Consider the following 18,464-nt stretch of genomic DNA (forward strand, 5'->3'; position numbering starts at 1 on the left):
TTCATGGCGAACGTCTGCCGCCACCGCATCCGGGTGCTCTCCGGGCCCAGTTCCTCGTACTGCCACTGGATGTTCATGTGGTCGAACGGGCCGGTCTCCACTCGGTGCGCCCGGACCGACCACGTCGCGCGGTCGGTGGTGCGCTGCGACACCCACGACCACACGGTGCCGTTCTCGTCGGGGTGCATGCTGAGCCGGAAGGTGACGCTGCTGCCCGACTCCTCGAGGATCTCGGCGGAGGCGTACTCGGTGAACAGCTCCGGCCAGCGGCGGACGTCGTTGGTGAGCTGCCAGACGAAGCCGATGGGCGCGTCGATGACGATCTCGTTGTCGGTGCTCTCCGGCATCGCGGTCACACCTCCGCGAGCGACGCGAAGACGAGCCGCCGGATCGAGTTCGGGGTGCTGTCGTCGTGCACGGCGTCCTCGACCTCGACGCCGCTGTGCTGCTTGACGCGGGCCGCGAACTCGGCGCGGGCCAGCGAGTCGAGGTCGAGGTCCTCGAAGGTGGAGTCGAAGTCGCCGGTCGTCACGGCGGGGCTGGCCCCCACCGCGATGAGCAGGTCGATGACGGTCTGGTCGCTGAGTACGTTGCTCATGGCGGCGTTGCTCCTGATCACTTGGCGCCGGCGGGGACGCCGGCGGGCGGGGCGAATCGGCTTCCGGTGGCGAGGAAGCGCATGTCCTCCGGAGCCTCGGTGGCGAGCCACCGCATGAGCTCCTTGAGCATCTCCCTGGTCGGGGTGATGAAGCGGGCGTCGCGGTCGGCGAAGCCCAGGCTGGGCGCGACGAAGTCGGCCTTGGCGATCCGGTCCATCAGCGTGCGGCCCGCCTCGCCGGCCGGGATCCGCCCGGCCTCGACGGCGGCGCAGAGCCGCACCATCTCGTCGAACAGCTCCCGGTACGCCGGGGAGTCCGGCCACCACAGCCCGATGTTCTCCGGGTGCTCGACGCCCGCGAAGACGGCGTCGTCCCCGCTCGCCTCGTACTTGTCGATGAGCCGCTCCAGGCGCAGGTTGCCCGGCACGCCGCCGTACGCCCACACCCGGAACACCGCGTTCCAGAGCTCGTAGTGCTCGAACGCGATGAACGACGCGTTGACCATGGCGTCGTTGAAGTCGATGAGGCCCTGCTCGAGCCGCTCGACGAAGCGGAACCGCTCGTCCGAGAAGTCCCCGTCGGCCAGGGCGCCGAGCAGCCGCGACGCGAGCGCGTTGACGACCTCGGCGGTGTTGGAGATGCCGCGCGAGAACAGCGGGTCGATGAAGCCCGCGGCGTGCGACATCAGGCACCAGCGGTGGCCGACGGTCTGCCGGGACGAGTACTGCAAGCGGCCGGTGCGGACCCACTCGCGCACCGGCCGGGCGTCGGCGAAGACGCGCTGCACGACCGGGTACTTGGCCGCGTAGAACTCGAACTCCTCGGCGGGCGTCAGGTCCTCGCGTACGGGGTAGAGCCGCTCGTCGAGGGTGAGCCCGACGCTCACCAGGGGGTTGCGCGACTGGGCCTCGTTGTTGAACGGGATGGACCAGAACCAGCCCCGCGGGAACATGTGGTGCATGGTGCCCTGGAACCACGGCACGGGCGGCAGCTCCGACGACGGCATCGCCAGCACCTCGTCGGTCGTCTTCACGTTCACCATGTGGGTGAACAGCGACCGGGAGTGGTGCTTGAGCCGCGACGGCTCCTCGCGCAGGCCCAGCTTGGTGGCGAGCACGGACCGGAAGCCGCTGGCGTCGACCAGGTAGCGGCCGTGGTGCCGGCCGCCGTCCGGGCCGACGACGCAGACCAGGTCCTCGCCCAGCTCGACGTCGGTGACGCGGTACTGCTGCCTGGCCACGCACCCGTAGCGGATCGCGGCGTGGAACAGGTACGCGTCGCTGTCCTGCCGGAACAGGTGGCTCGACTGGTTGAGCTTGGCCGGCGCGTTGAACTGGTTCACCTCCCGCGGGTCCGGTTCCTCGCCCTCGCGGTGGAGCATGAAGCCGAAGTGCTTCTTGATGCCGAACGAGCGCCCGATCTCCGACAGGCACGAGTCGTAGGAGGTGAGGTACTCCAGCTCGGGTACGCCGTACCGGCGGGCCAGCAGCTTGAACAGCACGAGGGTGTGCGGGGTGGTGGACTCGCCGACCACGAACCGCGGGTGCGTCGCCGCGTCGATCAGCAGCACCGAGGCGCCGTTTCGGGCCAGGATCGCGCCCAGCGTCGACCCCGCGATGCCACTGCCGAGGATGACGACGTCGTACGGATCCGTCGCAGATCCCTGTGGTGAAACCATTCTCTTGCCTCCCATGGACGGGTATCGCGAGTGGGGTCAGGCTATGAACGGGCGCGGGACGGCGTCGTCCACTGCGCAGCGGAGGGGTCTCCTCAACCCCGGGAGGACAGCCCCCTGCGGGCGGACCACACGCCGACCGGGATGCTCGAGCGCCGCGACAGCCGGTTGGCACGCCACAGCTGCCGGATCCGGCCCACCGGGTTGCCCCAGCCGTACGGCGCGCCGACGATGACCATCCCGGCGTCCAGTTCCCGGATCAGCCGGGTGCTGTGGACGAAGCTGTCGAGGACGACGAGCCGCCACGGGATGCCGATCGGGTCCAGGGCGCGTACCAGGGCCGTGGTCAGCTGCAGGTCGTAGTCGTCGGCGAAGGTCGGCAGCGTCAGCGGGCCGGCGGCACCGAGCCACACCGTCGTCGGCCGCAGCACGGCGACGGTGAGCCGCACGTCGAGCTGACGGGCGAGGCAGGCGGCCTGCCGCGCGGCGCAGAGGTCGGCGTCGGTGAAGGACACCACCGCCACGACCGGCCGCCGCCGTGGCCCCATCATCCGGGCGAGCCGCGCGGGATCGTCGGTGACCTGCGGGCTGAGCAGATCCGTCATGGCGTGCCGCCCTCCGCCGCGCGGGCGAGGAAAGCGTCGACGAAGTCGGTCGTGTGCTCGCCCGCCCGGAACTCCGGGGTGTTGATGAGCCGCCGGGCCAGCGGGATCGTCGTCCGTACGCCCGGCCCCTCGACCTCGAACTCGTCCAGGGCCCGGGTCATCCGGGAGATGGCGGCGTCGCGGTCGGGCGCCCAGACGATCAGCTTGGCCAGCAGCGAGTCGTAGTACGGCGCGATCGTGTCGCCCTGCTCGACGCCGCTGTCGACCCGGACGAACGGACCGCCGGCCGGGCGCAGCGAGGTGATCAGGCCGGGCGTGGGCCGGAAGCAGGCGGCCGGGTCCTCGGCGTTGATCCGGCACTCGATCGCGGCGCCGCGGGGCACGACCTGGTCCTGGCGGAAGGAGAGCCGCTCGCCGGACGCGATGCGCAACTGCTCGCGGACCAGGTCGATGCCGGTGGCCATCTCGGTCACCGGGTGCTCGACCTGGATGCGGCCGTTGAGCTCCATGAACGTCGCGCGGCCGTCCGGGCGGACGAGGAACTCCATGGTGCCCGCGCCGAGGTAGCCGATGGACCGGGCGCCGCGGACGGCGTACTCGGTGACCTGTTCGCGCTGGGCCGGGGTCAGCAGGGCCGACGGGGTCTCCTCCACCAGCTTCTGCCGGCGCCGCTGCAGCGAGCAGTCCCGCTCCGCGACGTGCACCACCTCGTGCCGGTCGGCCATGATCTGCACCTCGATGTGCCGGGCGCGGTCCACGAAGCTCTCCACGTACACCTCGGCGGCGCCGAACAGCGCGCGGGCGATCGTGGTGCTCTCGGTGAACGCCCGTTGCAGCTCGGCCCGGTCCCGGGCCCGGGTGATGCCGCGGCCGCCGCCCCCGGCGGAGGCCTTGACCACCACCGGGTAGCCGATGTCCGCGGCGATCTCCTCGGCCTCGCCGACGGTGGCCACCGCGCCCACCGAGCCCGGCAGCACCGGCAGCCCCGCGGTGATCATCCGGGCCCGCATCTCGACCTTGTCGCCCGCGAGCCGCATCACCTCCGGGTCGGGGCCGATGAAGACGAGGTCGTTGTCGGAGCAGACCTCGGCGAAGTCGACGTCCTCGGAGAGGAAGCCGTAACCGGGATGGATGGCGTCGACGCCGTGCTTGAGCGCGGCCTCGATGACGTTCGGCACGTGCAGATAGCTGGCCTTCGCCGGCGGCGGTCCGATGTGGACCGCCTCGTCGGCGGCGCGGACGGCCGCCGACGCGGCGTCCGCGGTCGAGTAGACGACCACCGAGCGGATGCCGAGCTCCCGGCAGGCGCGCACGACCCGCAACGCGATCTCGCCGCGGTTGGCGATGAGCACCTTGTCGAACACGGCGGCCTCAGCTCCCGTCGGCTTTGACGCGGACGAGGGTCTGCCCGAACTCGACGCCGTCGGCGTCGGCGACGTCCACGGCCACGACCACCCCGGCGACGTCGCTGACGATCTGGTTCATCAGCTTCATCGCCTCGACGATGCCCACCGGGTCACCGACCTCCACCCGGTCGCCGACCTCGACGAACGGGTGGGCGCCGGGCTCGGGGGCGCGGTAGAAGGTGCCCACCATCGGCGACGTGACGCTGTGGCTGTCGTCGGCCGGGGCCGCCTCGGCGACCACGGTGACGGGTGCCGCCGGCGTCGCCGTGACGGTCACCGCCGCGGCCGGGGCCACCGGCGCCGCGGGCGCGACCGCCGGCTGCTCCCAGCTCATCTCCACGACGCAGTCGCCGACCTCCAGCCGCACCCGGGTGCAGCGCGCCGGGGCTGCCGAGATCAGGGCCAGCGCCTCCCTGCGGATCAGCGCGATGCGGTGCTCCTCGGTGGTGGCGGCGTCGAGCGCCGCCCGGCCGGTGTCACTCATCGCCGCTCCCCGTCGTCGCCGCGGCCACCGAGCCGATCCGGCGGAACCGTCCGTGCCGCTGCGCCCGCAGCTCGTCCGGGCCGATCCCGGCGAGTTCGGACAGGCTCTGCAGCAGGCAGCCGCGGAGTTCGGCCGCGGCGGCGTCCCAGTCGGCCTGGCTGCCGCCGGCCGGCTCGGCGACCACGCCGTCGACGACGCCGAGGCGCAGCAGCTCGGGCGCGGTGATCCGCAGCGACTCGGCCACCTCGTCGGCCCGGCCGCGGTCGCCGAAGAGGATGGTCGAGCAGCTCTCCGGACTGATCACCGAGTAGCACGCGTTCTCCATGACCAGCACGTGGTTGGCCACGGCGAGCGCCAGCGCTCCCCCGCTGCCGCCCTCGCCGGTGATCACGGCGACGACCGGCGAGCGCAGCTCCGACATGGTGCTGATCGACTCCGAGATCGCCCAGGCCTGCCCGCGCTCCTCGGCGGCCTGCCCGGGGAACGCGCCCTGGGTGTCGACGAGCGTGACGATGGGCAGTCCGGCCCGGTCCGCCATGCGCATCAGGCGCAGCGCCTTGCGGTAGCCCTCCGGGTGCGGCATGCCGAAGTTGCGGTGCACCATCTCGCGGGTGTCGTGGCCCTTCTGGTGCCCGACGAGCATCACCGGGATGCCCGCGATCGAGGCGAGCCCGCCCACGACGGCGTGGTCGTCGGCGAGGAGGCGGTCGCCGTGCAGCTCCACGAATTCGTCGCAGACCCGCAGCACGTAGTCCAGGGTGGTCGGGCGCTGCTGGTCGCGGGCGAGCTTGAGGGTCTGCCAGGCCGGGCGCACGGGCAACCGCCGCGGGTCGCGGAGCTGCACCTCGGCCGCGCCCGCGGGTGCGGTGCCGGGCCGCGCCAGGGCGATGAGCCGGGCGAGCTGGGGCCGGAGCCGGTCGCGGGGCTCCACCCGGTCGAGCAGGCCGTGCTCGAGCAGGTACTCCGCGCGCTGGAACCCGTCGGGCAGCCGGGATCCGGTCGTCTGCTCGACCACCCGGGGACCGGCGAAGCCGATGAGCGCGCCGGGCTCGGCGACGAGGATGTCCGCCAGCGTGGCGAACGACGCGGTGACGCCGCCGAAGGTCGGGTCGGTCAGCACGCAGATGCTGAGCACGCCCGCCTCCCGCAGCCGGGCGAACGCGTGGCCGGTCTTGGCCATCTGCATCAGCGAGATGGTGCCCTCCTGCATCCGCGCCCCGCCGGAGGCGGTGAGGACCACCAGCGGGCGACCGGTGCTCAGCGCCTGCTCGGCGGCCGTGGTGACGACCTCGCCGACGGCGGCGCCCATGCTGCCGCCGAGGAACGCGAAGTCCATCACCACGACGACGACCTCGTGGCCGAGGATCCGGCCGGTGCCGTGCACCGCGGCCTCGGAGCCGAGCACGGCCGCGGCGTCGAGCCGCTCGGTGTACGGGCGGCGGTCGACGAACCCGAGGACGTCGCGCTCGACGGTTACCGGCGGCGCCGGCTCGTACGTGCCCTCGTCGATCAGCTGGGCGATCCGCTCGGCGGGGCGCAGCCGGTGGTGGTGGCCGCATTCGGGGCAAACCCCGAGCTTGCGGGCCAGCCGGGGCCGGTAGACGGTGGCGCCGCAGCCCGCGCAGTGACGCCAGCCGCGCTCCTCGGCGGCGAGGGGGGCCGGGGCGGGCGCGGCCGGGGCGGGCGCGGGGGCCGGGGGTGCGGCGAGGCGGACCGGAGCGGCCGCCGGCGGCGAGATGCTCACTGGACGACCTCCGGCCCGGTCGCCGGCGTCCACCGGTAGAACTCCGTCGCCATGGCGTCCGCCGGGCTGCGCCAGGTGGCCGGGTCGTACGGGGTGACGTGGTCGTCCAGGGCGACGCTCAGCTCCCGGAAGTCCTGCCGTCCCGCGGCGGCCCGCAGGGCCTCGTGCCGCTCGCCCTCGAACTCGACGTAGTGGAAATAGAGATCCCGGTAGGCGAAAAGATGCCGCCGCCGCACGCCGAGCAGATTCGGCAGTTCTCCGGAATCAGATTCCGCGAACAATTTCGCTATTTCCGGAGAACCACCCGGATTCAATCGGGCGACGATGAGAGACCGATCACTCATTCGCTTTCCTCCACGGTATCCGACAGTCGTCCAACGACGACGGGAACCGATTCAGATTACGAATGCCGCATCGGCGTCACACCCACCCGGATGGGGAGCCGCATTCTCGTTCGCGGGTCTAGCGCTTCCACCTGTCGGCGGAGACGAGCCCCACCCCCGCCTGGATCAGACCGTGCTCGTACGCGTAGATGACCACCTGCACCCGGTCGCGCACGCCGAGCTTGAGATAGATGTGCTGGATGTGCGACTTCACCGTGCTGTCGCCCACCACGAGCCGGCGGGCGATCTCGTCGTTGCGGTAGCCGCACACCAGCAGCTTGAAGACGTCGAGCTCACGGTCCGTGAACGTGACGAGCTCCGGCGCGTTGATCCCGGAGGCGGCGGGCCGGCTGGCGAATTCGGTGATGAGCTTCGCGGTGGCCTCGGGCGCGAGCATGGCGGACCCCTCGGCCACCGCCCGGATCGCCTCGACCACCTTCTCGGTGGGCGCCGTCTTGAGCAGGAAGCCGCTGGCACCGGCCCGCAGCGCCTCGAAGAGGTACTCGTCCTGCTGGTAGACCGTCAGGATGAGCACCCGGGGCCGCGGGTTCTGCAGCTCGTTGCAGATCTGCCGGGTCGCCTCGACGCCGCCCATCCGCGGCATGTCGATGTCCATCAGCACCACGTCGGGACGCAGCAGCCGGGCCATCTGCACGCCCTCGACGCCGTGCTGCGCCTCCCCGACGATCTCGATCTGGGGATCCTGGGCGAGGGTGACCCGCAGCCCGCTGCGGACGATCGGCTGGTCGTCGACCAGGGCTACCGTGATACGTCGCATGGCTGAAGACCGTCCCGTCGCTCGGAGAGGGTGGTGGGCGCCGGGTAGGTCCGCAGCGGTATGCGGACGGCCACCTCGTACCGGCCGTTGTCGCCCGGGCCGCTGCGGAACTCGCCCTCGACCGATTCCACCTCCTCGGCCAGGCCCCGCAGGCCGAAGCCGAGGCTCATCCCGGCCGCCACCGGGCGCCGCAGGCCGCGGCGGGCCCGGGTGATCACCTGCACCGTCAGCTGATCGTCCACCGCGATGTGGACGACCGCGTCGTGCAGCACGCCGTGCTTGGCGGCGTTGACCAGCGCCTCCCGGATCACCCGGCAGGCGACCGTCATCGTCCGGGCCTCGACCGGCCGCACGTCGCCGGTCAGGCAGATCCGCACGCCCGGGACGACGTCGCGGACCTCCGCCACCACCCGGCGGACGGCCTCGCCCACGTCGGTCGGGCCGCGGCCCTCGGCGCGCTTGCCGTTGCGCAGGTCGTGCAGGATCCGCCCGACGTGGTCCATGGTCTGCTGGGCCGTCTCGTCGATCCGGGCGAGCTGGTGCTCGGCGGGCATCCGGCGGCCCATCCGGGCGTACAGGGAGATGATCGTCAGGTTGTTGCCGATGGTGTCGTGCAGATCGCGGGCCAGCTGGTGCCGCTGCTCGGTGAGGCCGTCGTCGGCGTCGCCCGAGGGGCGGCGCGGCGGCCGTTCCTCGTGCCGTCCGTGCCGCGCGCACAGGATCGCGAGCGCGTCACAGAGCAGGACGACGGTCTGGGTGATCGCCATGACGCGAAAGGAATGCACGCTCCAGAGCAGGGCGAGCATCGCCGCGTGCTGGGTCAGCAACGCGCAGACCTGCAACAGGAAGTGCCCGGGCCGGCGCCCGCTGCGGAAGAGCAGCACCATGCCGGCCAGCACCACGAACCAGAGAAGGACGCTCACCAGCGCCTCCCGGTCCGGGGCGGGCACCTCGAGCGAATAGAGCTCCATAACGTACTGGAAAGAAAGCGGTCCCCCGAGAGTCACTACGTACTCCGCACTTTTTCATCCAAGAACGCGAATACATATCAGAACTACCACGCGGAAAGGTTACTCGGCGTGGCTACACATGGCAAGACCGGTCCGACGCAGAGTGACCTATTTGATTACCGACAGTTTTCGAAACGGTTCACGACCGCCGCCACCGGCGGTAGACGGCGGAAGTCACCACGGATCAAGTCAAGCCTGTCCAAATAGATGGAGTCGCCCGAAACGGTGCGCACCGCCGCGCGCACACTCTCCGCGGTCAGGGCCGCCGGATCCAGGGTGGGTACCGGACCCTGCCGCGCATTCGCCAGGTTCACCCCGAGGCCGAGGTTGGCCAGGTGCATGCTCACGACCGGCTGATCGGCGGAAAGAGGCAGGTAGACCATCGGTACGCCGTGCGCGATCGCCACCAGCACGGAGCTGAACGATCCGTGACACAGGAACGCGGCACAGTGCGGCAGCAGCGCCTCGTGGTCCACATAGGGCACAAGATGGACATTGTCCGGGACGTCGCGGTAGGACGCCGGATCCGCCCCGCCCGTCGAGATCACCACGCTGACCGGTTCGCCCGCGAGCGCCTCCATGACCGTGCGCTGGACCTGCCGGGCCGGCGCCGAGTCGGAGAAGGTGGTGCCCAGTGACAGATGTACGACCGGACGGTCCCCGAGGCCGGCGAGCCAGTCCGGCGCCGGCACCGGCGGCCGGTCGAACATCGCCGGGCGGTAGCGGAACTCCTCGGTCAGGCGCTCGCCGTACGGCAGGTCGAGGATCCGCGGCTTGCGGTGCACGTAGAGGTGGCCGAACATGCGCCTGAGCTCGGGGTCCGGGGCGAGGCCGTACCGGACGGCGAGGTCGCTGAGCTCCGGGCCGGTGAGCGCGGCGATGATCGGCCGGGGCGTGCCCATGGCCGACGCGACGCTGGCGGACGGGATGCCGAGCACCTCCGCGGCGATCCAGCCGCCGAACTCCATGGCGTCCCAGACGATCAGGTCGGGCTTGACCGTCTCGGCGTGCCGGAGCAGGTCGTCGACCATGCCGCGGCCAGCGACCACGGTGAACGCCTTGATCGGCGGCCCCTGCGCCTCGTGGAACTCGGGCAGCGAGGCGGGGTCGGACTGCGACCAGTCGAAGCCGCCGGCCAGCACCGGCACGTCGAGGCCGGCGAAGAGGTCCGCGGACGAGGCCGCGGTGACGACGTGGACCTGGTGCCCGGCCTGACGGGCGGCCACGACCAGCGGCCGCATGGCGTTGACGTGGGCGCGGCCCGGGATGCAGGTGAAGAGGATCCGCATGGTGGCCTTCCGTGATCGATCGATGACGCTAGTGACCGTAGGAAGCGACGCCGGTGCTGACAACCGTCGGTAGGAGGAGAAGTCTCCCCCGCCTGTAGGAGTACCTCCGTCCCGGCGAGGCGGCTGACCTGCGGGCGGCGCGGCGCGGATCCCACCGCGGGCGGACCCACCGGTACGCGCGGGCGGCGGGTGGCTGTCCCCATCACGGTGGAGGACGGTTCGAGGTTGCGGCCGTACCTTCGGCACGGTGCGGCATCCGCCGCGACCGTACACCCACGACGGAGGCGACCGGTGGACGAACCAGCCCCGAGACCGAGGACGCGCCGGACCGGCCTGTCCTATCTGGTCATCGCGTCGGCCGCGATGGCGCTCGCCCTCGGCGTGGCGGCGTTGCTGACCCTGGGCACGGACGATCCGGCCCCCGCCGTCGGGGCCGCGCCGTCGCCCGCCGTTCTCGACACCACCGCCCGCTTCCTGCTGGCCCTCGTCCTGGTGCTGGCGCTGTCGCACGGGCTCGGCGCCCTGCTGCGGCGCCTGGGCCAGCCCGCGGTCGTCGGCGAGATGGCGGCCGGGATCGCCCTCGGCCCGACGATCTTCGGCGCGCTCCTGCCCGGCGTCTGGCACGGGCTGTTTCCCGCGGCGGTGCTCGGCGGCATCGACCTCGCCGCGCAGCTCGGCCTCGTCGTGTTCATGTTCCTGGTCGGCTGGGAACTGGACCTGAGCACCCTGCGGCCCCGCGGCCACACGATCACCGCCGTGAGTTTCGCCAGCCTGGCCGCACCCTTCGTCGCCGGCCTGGCGCTCGCCCTGTGGTTCTTCCCCGGCTTCGCCGGCACCGGCGTCAGCTTCCGGGCGTTCGGCCCGTTCGTCGGGCTGGCGCTCGCGGTCACCGCCCTGCCCGTCCTGGCCCGCATCCTGGAGGAACGGGGCCGGCTGCGCACCCCGATCGGCGCGCTCATCGTCGCCAGCGCCGCCGTGGAGGACGTCGCCGCCTGGGCCATGCTCGCGGTCACGCTCGCCCTCGCCGGCCTGACGACCGCCCTGCCCGGCGGGGTCGTCCTGGCCCTGACCGCCGCCTTCGTGGTGCTGATGCTCGGCGCCGCCCGCCCCGGCCTGCACCGCCTGGTGCACACCCTCGAACGGCGGGAGAACGCCGAGTTCGCCCTGCTGCCGCTGGTGCTGGTCGGCGCGCTGGCGGCGGCGACCGCCACCCAGGCCATCGGCATCCACGCCATCCTCGGCGCGTTCCTGTTCGGCGTCATCATGCCGCGGCACACCCGGACGTCCGAGACGCTGGCCACCCGGATCCGCTCCTTCACGATGGCCGCCCTGCTGCCGCTGTTCTTCGCGGCGGCCGGCATGCACGTGTCGATCGGCGGCGTGGGCAGCACCGCGGCCGCCTGGGTGGCGCCGCTGGCCCTCGTCGTCACGGCGATGCTGACGAAGCTGCTGGGCGCCGGGATCGCCGCCCGCGCCACCGGCCTCGGGCGGCGGGACGCCTACCGGGTCGGCGTGCTGATGAACTGCCGGGGCCTGACCGGCATCGTGATCGCCGACGTGGGCCTGCAACGCGGCGTCATCGACGAGCGGATGTTCACCGTGCTCGTCCTGACCGCCCTGGTCACCACCGCCGTGACCGTGCCGCTGCTCGCCCTCGCCGGCCCCTTCGGCTCCCGGCCCGGCCGCTCCGGCGGCGCCGCCGGGCCCGTACCCGCCGTACCGGAGCCGGTCCCGGCCCGGACCGTCGCCACCTCGGAAAGGTGACCGCCATGACCGACACCCACCTGCTGCCCTCCGGCCTCGACACCCGTGACCTGCGTTCCGCGCTGGGCCGCTTCGCCACCGGGGTGGCCGTGGTGACCACCCGCGACGCCCGGCACGCCGTGGGCATGACGGTGAACTCGTTCTGTTCCGTCTCGCTCGATCCACCGCTCGTACTGTTCTGTGTCGGTCACCGTTCGCAACTACGCAGAGTGCTGTCCGCCTCCACCGCGTACGCCGTGAACCTGCTCGCGGCCGGCCAGGAACGGCTCTCGGGCCAGTTCGCCCGCCCGGGCCTCGACCGCTTCGGCGCGGTGCGGTGGCGCCCCGGCACCACCGGCTCCCCGGTCCTCATCGACGCGCTCGCCGCGCTCGAATGCATCACCGAGCAGGTCATCGCGGCCGGCGACCACGACATCGTGCTGGGCCGGGTCGTCGAGGTGCATCCGGTCACCGAGGCGGACCCGCTGGTCTTCTTCGGCGGCTCCTACCGGCGCCTGCAAGGAAATGTGTGACCGTTCCGCGATGCCTGTCGACACTACATATGCGGGTCACATAACATGCAGGTCATGCGGGCAGAGGCATTGAAGGGTCACCTGGAAGGACTGCTGCTCGCCGTGCTGCGCGAGGAGCCGTTGCACGGTTACGCGGTGCTCGAGGTGCTGCGCGAGCGCAGCGGCGGCCAGATCGATCTGCCATCGGGAACGGTCTACCCCGCCCTGCACCGGCTGGAGGCGATGGGCCTGGTCGCCAGCGGCTGGTCCCAGGTCGGCGGCCGGCGCCGCCGGGTCTACCAGCTCACCGACGACGGCGTGCGCACGCTGGAGGAGCACCGGCGGTCCTGGCAGACGATGGCCAAGGCGGTCAGCACGGTGATGAACGTCGGCCCGGCCGCGACCCGCAGCCGCACGGTCTGACCTTCCTGCCGGCACCTGGACGCCGCGCGGCCCACGGGGACCGCGCGGCTCTGCACACCCTCACCGAACGGCGAACGCGGGCCGCGCGGATGCGGCGCCGCCGCTACTGACGGAGAACGCCGGTCGCGCGGCTCAGCGCTCCCCCTACTGACGGGGAACACGGGCCGCGCGGATGCGGCGCACGTCACGCAACGTCAGGCCCAGCAACGTCGGCGTGAGCAGGCCCGGCAGCGCCGCCAGGGCCCAGGAGATCGCGGACGGCCCCGAGCCGGCGCGGTAGATCAGCATCGCGATCAGCACCAGGTTGGCGGCGGCCGTGCCGGCGCAGGCCCAGACCGCTGCCCACGACGGCGCGCGACCCCGCAGGACGGCACGCCGGCGGTCGATCAGGATGGCGGCCGAGCACACCACGGCGATGGTCACCGAGGCGCCGAGCAGCCGGGTGGCGATGAAGATGAAGGTCGGCTCGGTCGGCCACGGATCCCGGCTGAGCAGGACGACCAGGGCCCAGGCGACCGCCAGGACGGGCGTGGCGATCAGGATGCGTCCGGCGAGGCGGCCCGCGTTCGCCACCGAGCCGATGCCGTTGAACTGCTCGGCCAGCTCCCGCGGCGAACCCCAGTCGCGCAGCACGCGCCGCTCCGCCTCGTCGGCGTCGAGGTCTTCCGTCTGGACGTCGGAGATGGCGCAGGACAGCCCGTCCCGCATCTCGGCCTCGACCCGGCGCCGCCAGGCCCCGCGGCCGTCAAGGTGTGCCGAGAATTCCGCCAGGAACTCCTCGGCAGGTCGACCGGAGGCCTTCATCCCCATGCACCTCTCGCCGCACGAATACGTGTGGTGGGACGAACCTAACGCATCCGTACGCCCGATGTCGACGGCGGCACGACGGCGGCGGGGCCGGCCGGCGGCGGCGATCAGCCGCGGATCGCGCGCCCCGGATCGGCGGCCGGGGCGGCGCCCACGGGCAGCCGGTCCGCCCGTTCGGGGCGGAAGCCGACCGCGATGAGGCGCGCCTTCGCCCGCTCGAACGGGCCGAGCTTGAACAGCTTGCGCAGGATCCTCGGCGGCTGTCCCCCGGTGCGGCCGGCCAGCAGCGGCACCAGGAACCGGTTCTGGATCGTGGCCTGCAACCGCTGGGTCAGGACCGTGGCCGGCATGCGTCGGCGCTGCACAGCGGCGAGATCGCGGTCCCGCAGCCGGCCCCGGGCGAGCTTGGCGGCGAGCAGGTTCGCGGTCGCCACCGCGTCCTGCACGGCCAGGTTGATGCCCACCCCGCCGACCACCGACATGGCGTGGGCGGCGTCGCCGATCGCGAGCAGGCCGGGCCGGTGCCAGCGCACCGCGCGATTGAGCTGGACGTCGAGCCGGTGCACGTCCTCCGGGCCGCGCAGCTCGGCGGTGCGCCCGTGCAGCCACGGCAGCAGGTCCTCGAGCCGGTCGCGGAGCTGTCCGATGTCCGACTCCGGCCGGCCGTTCGCGTCCTTCGGCACCACGTACGCGGCCTGCCAGTAGGTGTCGCGGGCGATCATCGCGAGCATCTGGCCCCGGGTGAGCCGGGCGAACGAGTACGCCGGGTCGTCCGCCTCCCGCGAGATCCGGAACCACAGCAGGTCCATCGGTGCCCCGAGGGTGCGTACGGAGAGCCCCGCTGCCTCGCGTACCCGGGAATGCCGTCCGTCCGCGGCGACCGTGAGCAGCGCACGCACCTCGTGCTCGGCACCCTCGTGCCGGTAGCGCAGCCCGGCGACCCGGCCGTCCTCCTCGATCAGCCCGGTCACCGTGGCGTTCATCCGGATGGTGAAGGTGTCGTAGCGCGACGCCTGGCCCACCACGTAGTCGAGGAAGTCCCACTGCGGCATGTAGGCGATGAACGGATACTTGATCTTCAGTACGCCGTAGTCGGCGAGCAGCATCTCACCGTCGTCGGTGATCGCCCGGTTCCCGGTCTGGCGCTGGTGCGGGCGCGCGAGGAAGTCGTCCACCACGCCGAGGTCGTCCATGATCTGGATGGTCGACGAGTGGATCGTGTCGCCCCGGAAGTCCCGGAGGAAGTCGGGGTGCTTCTCCAGCACCAGCACCGGGATGCCCGCGCGGGCCAGCAGCCAGCCCAGCATCGCGCCGGCCGGGCCCCCGCCCGCGATGACGCACGTGGTCCGCGTGACGTCGCTCATCGTTCGCCCACCAGGTCTCTCTCCGTCTCGGCCGGCACCGCCGCGGGGCTGCGCCGGTAGTGGATCGCGACGCTGACCAGGACGCCCACGAGGCCGGCGGCGCTCATGAGCTCCAGGGCCACCCGCGCGTCGGCCCGCTCGGCGAGCCAGCCCAGCAGGGGCGCGCCGATCGGCGTGGTGCCGGTCATCAGCACCGTGAACAGGGCCATCACCCGGCCGCGCAGCCGGTCGTCGGCCCGCAGCTGGAGCGCCGAGTTCGCCGCGGTGATGAACGTCAGCTGGGACAGCCCGACCGCGACCAGGCTGACCGCGAAGCCCGCGTACGTGGGCATCAGCCCGGACAGCATGTTGCAGACGCAGAAGCCGATCGCCACCCAGACCACGAAGCGGGTGCTGACCCGCTTGCGGCGGGCGGCGAGCGCGGCGCCGCCCAGCGAGCCGATCGCCAGCACGGAGCCGAGCAGGCCGAACTCGCGGGCGCCCCGGTCGAAGACGGTGGTCGCCATCAGCGCGTTGGTCACCGCCGAGTTGGCCGCGAACGTGCCGACGAACCCGGTGACGGCGAGCAGCAGCAGGATGTCCCGGTCGCCGCGCACGTATCGCAGGCCCTCGCGGAACATGCCCCGGCCGCCGCCCGTACGCGGGGTGAGGTGCAGCCGGTTCACGTCCATCCGCAGCAGGGCCACGATGGGCCCGGCCACGGTGACCGCCGCGATGACGAACACCGGGCCGGTGCCCGACGCGGCGATCAGGGCGCCGGCGACGGCCGGTCCGACGAGCCGCGCCACGTGGAACGACCCGCCGCTGATCCCGACCACCGTGGTGAGCTGGTCCCGCTCGACCAACTCGAGGACGAAGGCCTGGACGGTCGGCTGGAACACCGCGCTGGCCAGGCCCAGCACCACCGCGACGACCATGACGTGCCAGAGCGCGATGGTGTGGGTCAGCACGAGGACGGCCAGGGCGGCGGCGCAGAGGCCGACCACGACCTGCGTCCACAGCAGGGTGTGGCGCCGGTCGTAGCGGTCGGCGATGACGCCGCCGCCGGTCGTGCCGACCAGCAGGATCGGCAGGAACTGCAGGGCGGTCACCAGGCCGAGGGCGGTGCCGGAGCGATCGGTCAGCTCGAGGACCAGCCAGTCCTGCGCGATCCGCTGCATCCAGGTGCCGACGTTGGCACCCGACAGGCCGATCAGCCACATCCGGTAGTTACGGTTCTGGAGTACGGACACGAACGCTCCCCATCCGGGCCCCGGTCAGCGGGACGGCCGCACCTGCGCGGCACCCGGCACGCCGCCGGTCGCCGACATCCACTCGAGCTGGCGTTGCAGGCCCTCCCGCAGGCTGACCGCCGATCGGTAGCCGATCACCCGCTCGGCCTCCTTGACGTCCGCCCGGGTGAACGGGACGTCGCCCGCCTCCGCCGGCGCGAAGGTCACCGGCACCGGCCGGCCGGTCACCTCGCCGACCAGGTCCAGCAGGTCGAGGACCGTGACGATCTCGCCGGTGCCGACGTTCACCACGGCCGTCCGCGCGTCCGCGCCCATCGCCAGCAGGTTCGCCCGCACGACGTCGCCGACGAAGGTGAAGTCCCGCTGCTGGCGGCCGTCGCCGAAGACGGTCATGGGCTCGCCGGTCAGCGCGGCGCGGATCATCCGGCCGATGGCCATGTCGTCGCGCTGGCGGGGCCCGTACACGGTGAAGTAGCGCAGGGCGATCACGCTGACCGTCGCGTCCGGGCGCATCGCGTGGACCAGGGCGAGCTGCTCCCCGGCGAGCTTGGTGACCCCGTACGGCGACATCGGGCTGGGCGCCAGCGACTCGTCGAACGCGGCCACGTCGGTGCGGCCGTACACGCTGGACGACGAGGAAACGACGACCCGGCGTACGCCCGCGGCTGCCGCCGCCTCCATGACCCGGTGGGTGGCGAGGATGTTGCTGTCGCAGTACTGGCCGAACCGGCTGCCCCAGGACGTCCGTACGCCCGGCTGCGCGGCCAGGTGGAACACGGTGTCGACGCCCTCGAACTCCTCGGCCGTGACGTCAAGCAGGTCGGCGCGCAGGAGCCGGAAGCCGTCGTGGCGTTCCAGGGGGGCGAGGTTGCGGCCGACGCCGTCCGGGTCCCGCAGGCAGCTGTCGATGCCCAGCACCTGGGAGCCGTAGCCGAGCAGCGCCTCCGCGACGTGCGAGCCGATGAAGCCGGCGGCGCCGGTGACCACGGTGCGCCCGGGCACGGTCACCGGCGCACCGGCCAGGTCGTCGCTCATCGGCCCGCGCCCGGGGCGTCGGCCCCGTCGACGGCGAGGTGGTAGATGGTGCGCTCCACCGGCCCGGCCCAGAACTCGCGGAACGGCACGGTCATCTCCCGGTGCACGGGCGCGTCCTCCCAGGCCCGGAACTTCTCCTCGCTCTCCCAGGTGCCGAGCAGGACGAAACGGTCGGCGTCCGAGCCGTCGCGCAGCAGCCGGTCCGACACGTGCCCCGGCGTGCCCTTGACGGTCGCGCTGACCTTCGCGAACGCCTCCTCGAAGCCCGGGCCGCTGCCCGGCTTGACCTTCGCGGCGACGGTGACGAAGACGGTCATGAGAACTCCTTGTGGTCGATGATGGTCAGCACGTCCATGCCGACGCTGGTACGCAGGTCCCGCAGCGCCGCGGTCTGCTCGTCCTGGCGCCGGCTGTGCTCGAAGCGGCTGTACGACAGCGCGTCGGTCCAGTCCGAGGTGATCACGTAGCGCAGTTCGCTCTCGCCGGAGCGGCTCAGCGTCTGGCGCAGGCACCCGGGCTGCTTGCGGACCCACTCGGACACCCGGCGCCACTCGCGTTCGAAGTCGGCGGCGGCCGCCCGCGGGACGGTCATGGTCAGCACGGCACGGACGGCGCCGGTGGGGGTCGTCATCAGATGCCCCCGTCGACCACGATCGTCTGCCCGGAGACGAAGCGGCTGAGGTCGCTGCCCAGGAAGAGCACCACGTCGGCGACGTCGGCGGCGGTGCCCAGCCGCTGCAGGGCGGCCAGCTTCTCGTACCGGGCGCGGATCTCGGGCGTCATGCCCGCGGCCTGGTCCGTCTCGATGATGCCGGGCGCCACCACGTTGGACCGGATCCCGCGCGGCCCGACCTCCTTGCACAGCGACCGGTTGAAGCCGACGACGCCCGCCTTCGACGCCGTGTAGTGGGTGCGGGCCACCATGCCCACCGCGGCCACCGCCGAGGCGATGTGCACGATCGACGCGCCGTCGGCGAGCAGCGGCAGCGCCGCCCTGGTCACCGCCATGGTCCCGCCGAGGTTCGTGGCGAGCACCCGGTCCCACTCCTCGTCGGGCATGTCGTCGAGGGTCCGGTGGCTGACCACGCCGGCGTTGTTCACCAGCACGTCGATGCCGCCGAGCGCCTCGCCGGCCCGGGCCACGAACGCCGCGGCGTCCGCCCGCGAGCCGATGTCGGCCACGTCGACCACGTTGCCGTCGCCGTGTTCCTTCAGCTCCTGCCGCAGCGACGCGGCGGCGGGGCTCTCGGTACGGCCACAGGTGTGCACCGTCGCACCCTGCGCGGCGAACGCCACGGCGATGGCGCGGCCGATGCCCCGGGTGCCCCCGGTCACCACGACCCTCGCGCCTGTTACGTCCACGTTCACGGTTTGC

The 18,464-nt window shown here is 72.4% G+C and carries 20 protein-coding genes and 1 pseudogene; 3 read left to right on the forward strand and 18 right to left on the reverse strand.

Annotation, left to right across the window (positions count from 1 at the left end; all coding sequences use genetic code 11):
• Positions 1-5: 5 nt before the first annotated feature.
• From CLV70_RS40480 to CLV70_RS24745, 11 genes and pseudogenes are all read right to left on the reverse strand, one after another.
• Positions 6-347: pseudogene (locus tag CLV70_RS40480) on the reverse strand (SRPBCC family protein); the annotation flags it as partial.
• 5 nt (positions 348-352) lie between these two features.
• The gene (locus CLV70_RS24700) at positions 353-598 is read right to left on the reverse strand and encodes an acyl carrier protein (RefSeq protein ID WP_146164144.1); all 246 of its coding nucleotides are present in this window, start codon (positions 596-598) and stop codon (positions 353-355) included.
• Between the two features lie 17 nt (positions 599-615).
• Complete coding sequence (locus tag CLV70_RS24705) at positions 616-2,277, reverse strand: NAD(P)/FAD-dependent oxidoreductase (protein WP_211303867.1); 1,662 nt, start codon at positions 2,275-2,277, stop codon at positions 616-618.
• A gap of 92 nt (positions 2,278-2,369) precedes the next feature.
• Positions 2,370-2,879 (reverse strand): universal stress protein, encoded by a 510-nt coding sequence (locus CLV70_RS24710; RefSeq protein WP_106128969.1) that lies wholly within the window; start codon positions 2,877-2,879, stop codon positions 2,370-2,372.
• Positions 2,876-4,243, reverse strand: coding sequence for an acetyl-CoA carboxylase biotin carboxylase subunit (locus tag CLV70_RS24715; protein WP_106128970.1), 1,368 nt, complete (start codon positions 4,241-4,243; stop codon positions 2,876-2,878). Before CLV70_RS24715 ends, CLV70_RS24710 begins: the two co-directional genes overlap by 4 nt.
• A gap of 7 nt (positions 4,244-4,250) precedes the next feature.
• Positions 4,251-4,769, reverse strand: a complete 519-nt coding sequence (accB, locus tag CLV70_RS24720) for an acetyl-CoA carboxylase biotin carboxyl carrier protein (RefSeq protein ID WP_106128971.1) — start codon at positions 4,767-4,769, stop codon at positions 4,251-4,253.
• Positions 4,762-6,513: an acetyl-CoA carboxylase carboxyltransferase subunit alpha gene (locus tag CLV70_RS24725; protein WP_245908435.1), complete on the reverse strand. Its 1,752-nt coding sequence runs from the start codon at positions 6,511-6,513 to the stop codon at positions 4,762-4,764. The genes accB and CLV70_RS24725 overlap by 8 nt, the downstream gene beginning before the upstream one ends.
• Positions 6,510-6,857, reverse strand: coding sequence for a TcmI family type II polyketide cyclase (locus CLV70_RS24730; protein ID WP_106128972.1), 348 nt, complete (start codon positions 6,855-6,857; stop codon positions 6,510-6,512). The genes CLV70_RS24725 and CLV70_RS24730 overlap by 4 nt, the downstream gene beginning before the upstream one ends.
• Before the next feature lie 118 nt (positions 6,858-6,975).
• A complete protein-coding gene (locus CLV70_RS24735; RefSeq protein ID WP_106128973.1) occupies positions 6,976-7,674 on the reverse strand; it encodes a response regulator in 699 nt (232 codons plus the stop codon).
• The gene (locus CLV70_RS24740) at positions 7,656-8,645 is read right to left on the reverse strand and encodes a sensor histidine kinase (protein WP_106128974.1); all 990 of its coding nucleotides are present in this window, start codon (positions 8,643-8,645) and stop codon (positions 7,656-7,658) included. The genes CLV70_RS24735 and CLV70_RS24740 overlap by 19 nt, the downstream gene beginning before the upstream one ends.
• A 155-nt stretch (positions 8,646-8,800) precedes the next feature.
• Positions 8,801-9,973 carry a glycosyltransferase gene (locus CLV70_RS24745; protein WP_106128975.1) on the reverse strand — a complete coding sequence of 391 codons (1,173 nt, stop codon included), beginning with the start codon at positions 9,971-9,973 and terminating at the stop codon, positions 8,801-8,803.
• A gap of 291 nt (positions 9,974-10,264) precedes the next feature.
• On the opposite strand from CLV70_RS24745, the gene CLV70_RS24750 reads away from it, so the two are divergent.
• Genes CLV70_RS24750 through CLV70_RS24760 form a run of 3 tightly spaced genes read left to right on the forward strand, consistent with a single transcriptional unit; the run spans position 10,265 to position 12,651 of the window.
• Complete coding sequence (locus CLV70_RS24750; protein ID WP_106128976.1) at positions 10,265-11,737, forward strand: cation:proton antiporter; 1,473 nt, start codon at positions 10,265-10,267, stop codon at positions 11,735-11,737.
• Between the two features lie 5 nt (positions 11,738-11,742).
• Positions 11,743-12,249, forward strand: coding sequence for a flavin reductase family protein (locus tag CLV70_RS24755; protein WP_146164145.1), 507 nt, complete (start codon positions 11,743-11,745; stop codon positions 12,247-12,249).
• 54 nt (positions 12,250-12,303) lie between these two features.
• Positions 12,304-12,651, forward strand: a complete 348-nt coding sequence (locus CLV70_RS24760) for a PadR family transcriptional regulator (protein ID WP_106129061.1) — start codon at positions 12,304-12,306, stop codon at positions 12,649-12,651.
• Between the two features lie 144 nt (positions 12,652-12,795).
• Here the strand turns inward: CLV70_RS24760 and CLV70_RS24765 are convergent, their stop codons facing one another.
• The 7 genes from CLV70_RS24765 to CLV70_RS24795 form a co-directional block, all read right to left on the reverse strand.
• Positions 12,796-13,455: a permease prefix domain 1-containing protein gene (locus CLV70_RS24765; protein WP_146164146.1), complete on the reverse strand. Its 660-nt coding sequence runs from the start codon at positions 13,453-13,455 to the stop codon at positions 12,796-12,798.
• A 110-nt stretch (positions 13,456-13,565) separates the two neighbouring features.
• Entirely contained in the window at positions 13,566-14,822 is a 1,257-nt protein-coding gene (locus CLV70_RS24770) for an FAD-dependent oxidoreductase (protein WP_106128979.1), read from the reverse strand.
• Positions 14,819-16,054 carry an MFS transporter gene (locus tag CLV70_RS24775; protein ID WP_106128980.1) on the reverse strand — a complete coding sequence of 412 codons (1,236 nt, stop codon included), beginning with the start codon at positions 16,052-16,054 and terminating at the stop codon, positions 14,819-14,821. The genes CLV70_RS24770 and CLV70_RS24775 overlap by 4 nt, the downstream gene beginning before the upstream one ends.
• Before the next feature lie 24 nt (positions 16,055-16,078).
• Complete coding sequence (locus CLV70_RS24780; RefSeq protein WP_106128981.1) at positions 16,079-17,089, reverse strand: NAD-dependent epimerase/dehydratase family protein; 1,011 nt, start codon at positions 17,087-17,089, stop codon at positions 16,079-16,081.
• Complete coding sequence (locus tag CLV70_RS24785) at positions 17,086-17,406, reverse strand: antibiotic biosynthesis monooxygenase family protein (RefSeq protein WP_106128982.1); 321 nt, start codon at positions 17,404-17,406, stop codon at positions 17,086-17,088. Before CLV70_RS24785 ends, CLV70_RS24780 begins: the two co-directional genes overlap by 4 nt.
• A complete protein-coding gene (locus tag CLV70_RS24790; protein ID WP_106128983.1) occupies positions 17,403-17,720 on the reverse strand; it encodes an antibiotic biosynthesis monooxygenase family protein in 318 nt (105 codons plus the stop codon). The genes CLV70_RS24785 and CLV70_RS24790 overlap by 4 nt, the downstream gene beginning before the upstream one ends.
• Positions 17,720-18,457, reverse strand: a complete 738-nt coding sequence (locus tag CLV70_RS24795) for an SDR family oxidoreductase (RefSeq protein ID WP_106128984.1) — start codon at positions 18,455-18,457, stop codon at positions 17,720-17,722. Before CLV70_RS24795 ends, CLV70_RS24790 begins: the two co-directional genes overlap by 1 nt.
• Between the last annotated feature and the right edge of the window lie 7 nt (positions 18,458-18,464).

This window comes from Pseudosporangium ferrugineum (assembly GCF_003002065.1).
Classification (GTDB): Bacteria; Actinomycetota; Actinomycetes; order Mycobacteriales; family Micromonosporaceae; genus Actinoplanes; species Actinoplanes ferrugineus_A.

Excerpts from the sequence above, each read along its gene's own strand:
- CLV70_RS24700 (WP_146164144.1), bottom strand. The coding sequence starts at position 598 with ATGAGCAACGTACTCAGCGACCAGACCGTCATCGACCTGCTCATCGCG.
- CLV70_RS24705 (WP_211303867.1), bottom strand. The coding sequence starts at position 2,277 with ATGGTTTCACCACAGGGATCTGCGACGGATCCGTACGACGTCGTCATC.
- CLV70_RS24710 (WP_106128969.1), bottom strand. The coding sequence starts at position 2,879 with ATGACGGATCTGCTCAGCCCGCAGGTCACCGACGATCCCGCGCGGCTC.
- accB (WP_106128971.1), bottom strand. The coding sequence starts at position 4,769 with ATGAGTGACACCGGCCGGGCGGCGCTCGACGCCGCCACCACCGAGGAG.
- CLV70_RS24730 (WP_106128972.1), bottom strand. The coding sequence starts at position 6,857 with ATGAGTGATCGGTCTCTCATCGTCGCCCGATTGAATCCGGGTGGTTCT.
- CLV70_RS24735 (WP_106128973.1), bottom strand. The coding sequence starts at position 7,674 with ATGCGACGTATCACGGTAGCCCTGGTCGACGACCAGCCGATCGTCCGC.
- CLV70_RS24740 (WP_106128974.1), bottom strand. The coding sequence starts at position 8,645 with ATGGAGCTCTATTCGCTCGAGGTGCCCGCCCCGGACCGGGAGGCGCTG.
- CLV70_RS24745 (WP_106128975.1), bottom strand. The coding sequence starts at position 9,973 with ATGCGGATCCTCTTCACCTGCATCCCGGGCCGCGCCCACGTCAACGCC.
- CLV70_RS24755 (WP_146164145.1), top strand. The coding sequence starts at position 11,743 with ATGACCGACACCCACCTGCTGCCCTCCGGCCTCGACACCCGTGACCTG.
- CLV70_RS24760 (WP_106129061.1), top strand. The coding sequence starts at position 12,304 with ATGCGGGCAGAGGCATTGAAGGGTCACCTGGAAGGACTGCTGCTCGCC.
- CLV70_RS24765 (WP_146164146.1), bottom strand. The coding sequence starts at position 13,455 with ATGAAGGCCTCCGGTCGACCTGCCGAGGAGTTCCTGGCGGAATTCTCG.
- CLV70_RS24770 (WP_106128979.1), bottom strand. The coding sequence starts at position 14,822 with ATGAGCGACGTCACGCGGACCACGTGCGTCATCGCGGGCGGGGGCCCG.
- CLV70_RS24780 (WP_106128981.1), bottom strand. The coding sequence starts at position 17,089 with ATGAGCGACGACCTGGCCGGTGCGCCGGTGACCGTGCCCGGGCGCACC.
- CLV70_RS24785 (WP_106128982.1), bottom strand. The coding sequence starts at position 17,406 with ATGACCGTCTTCGTCACCGTCGCCGCGAAGGTCAAGCCGGGCAGCGGC.
- CLV70_RS24790 (WP_106128983.1), bottom strand. The coding sequence starts at position 17,720 with ATGACGACCCCCACCGGCGCCGTCCGTGCCGTGCTGACCATGACCGTC.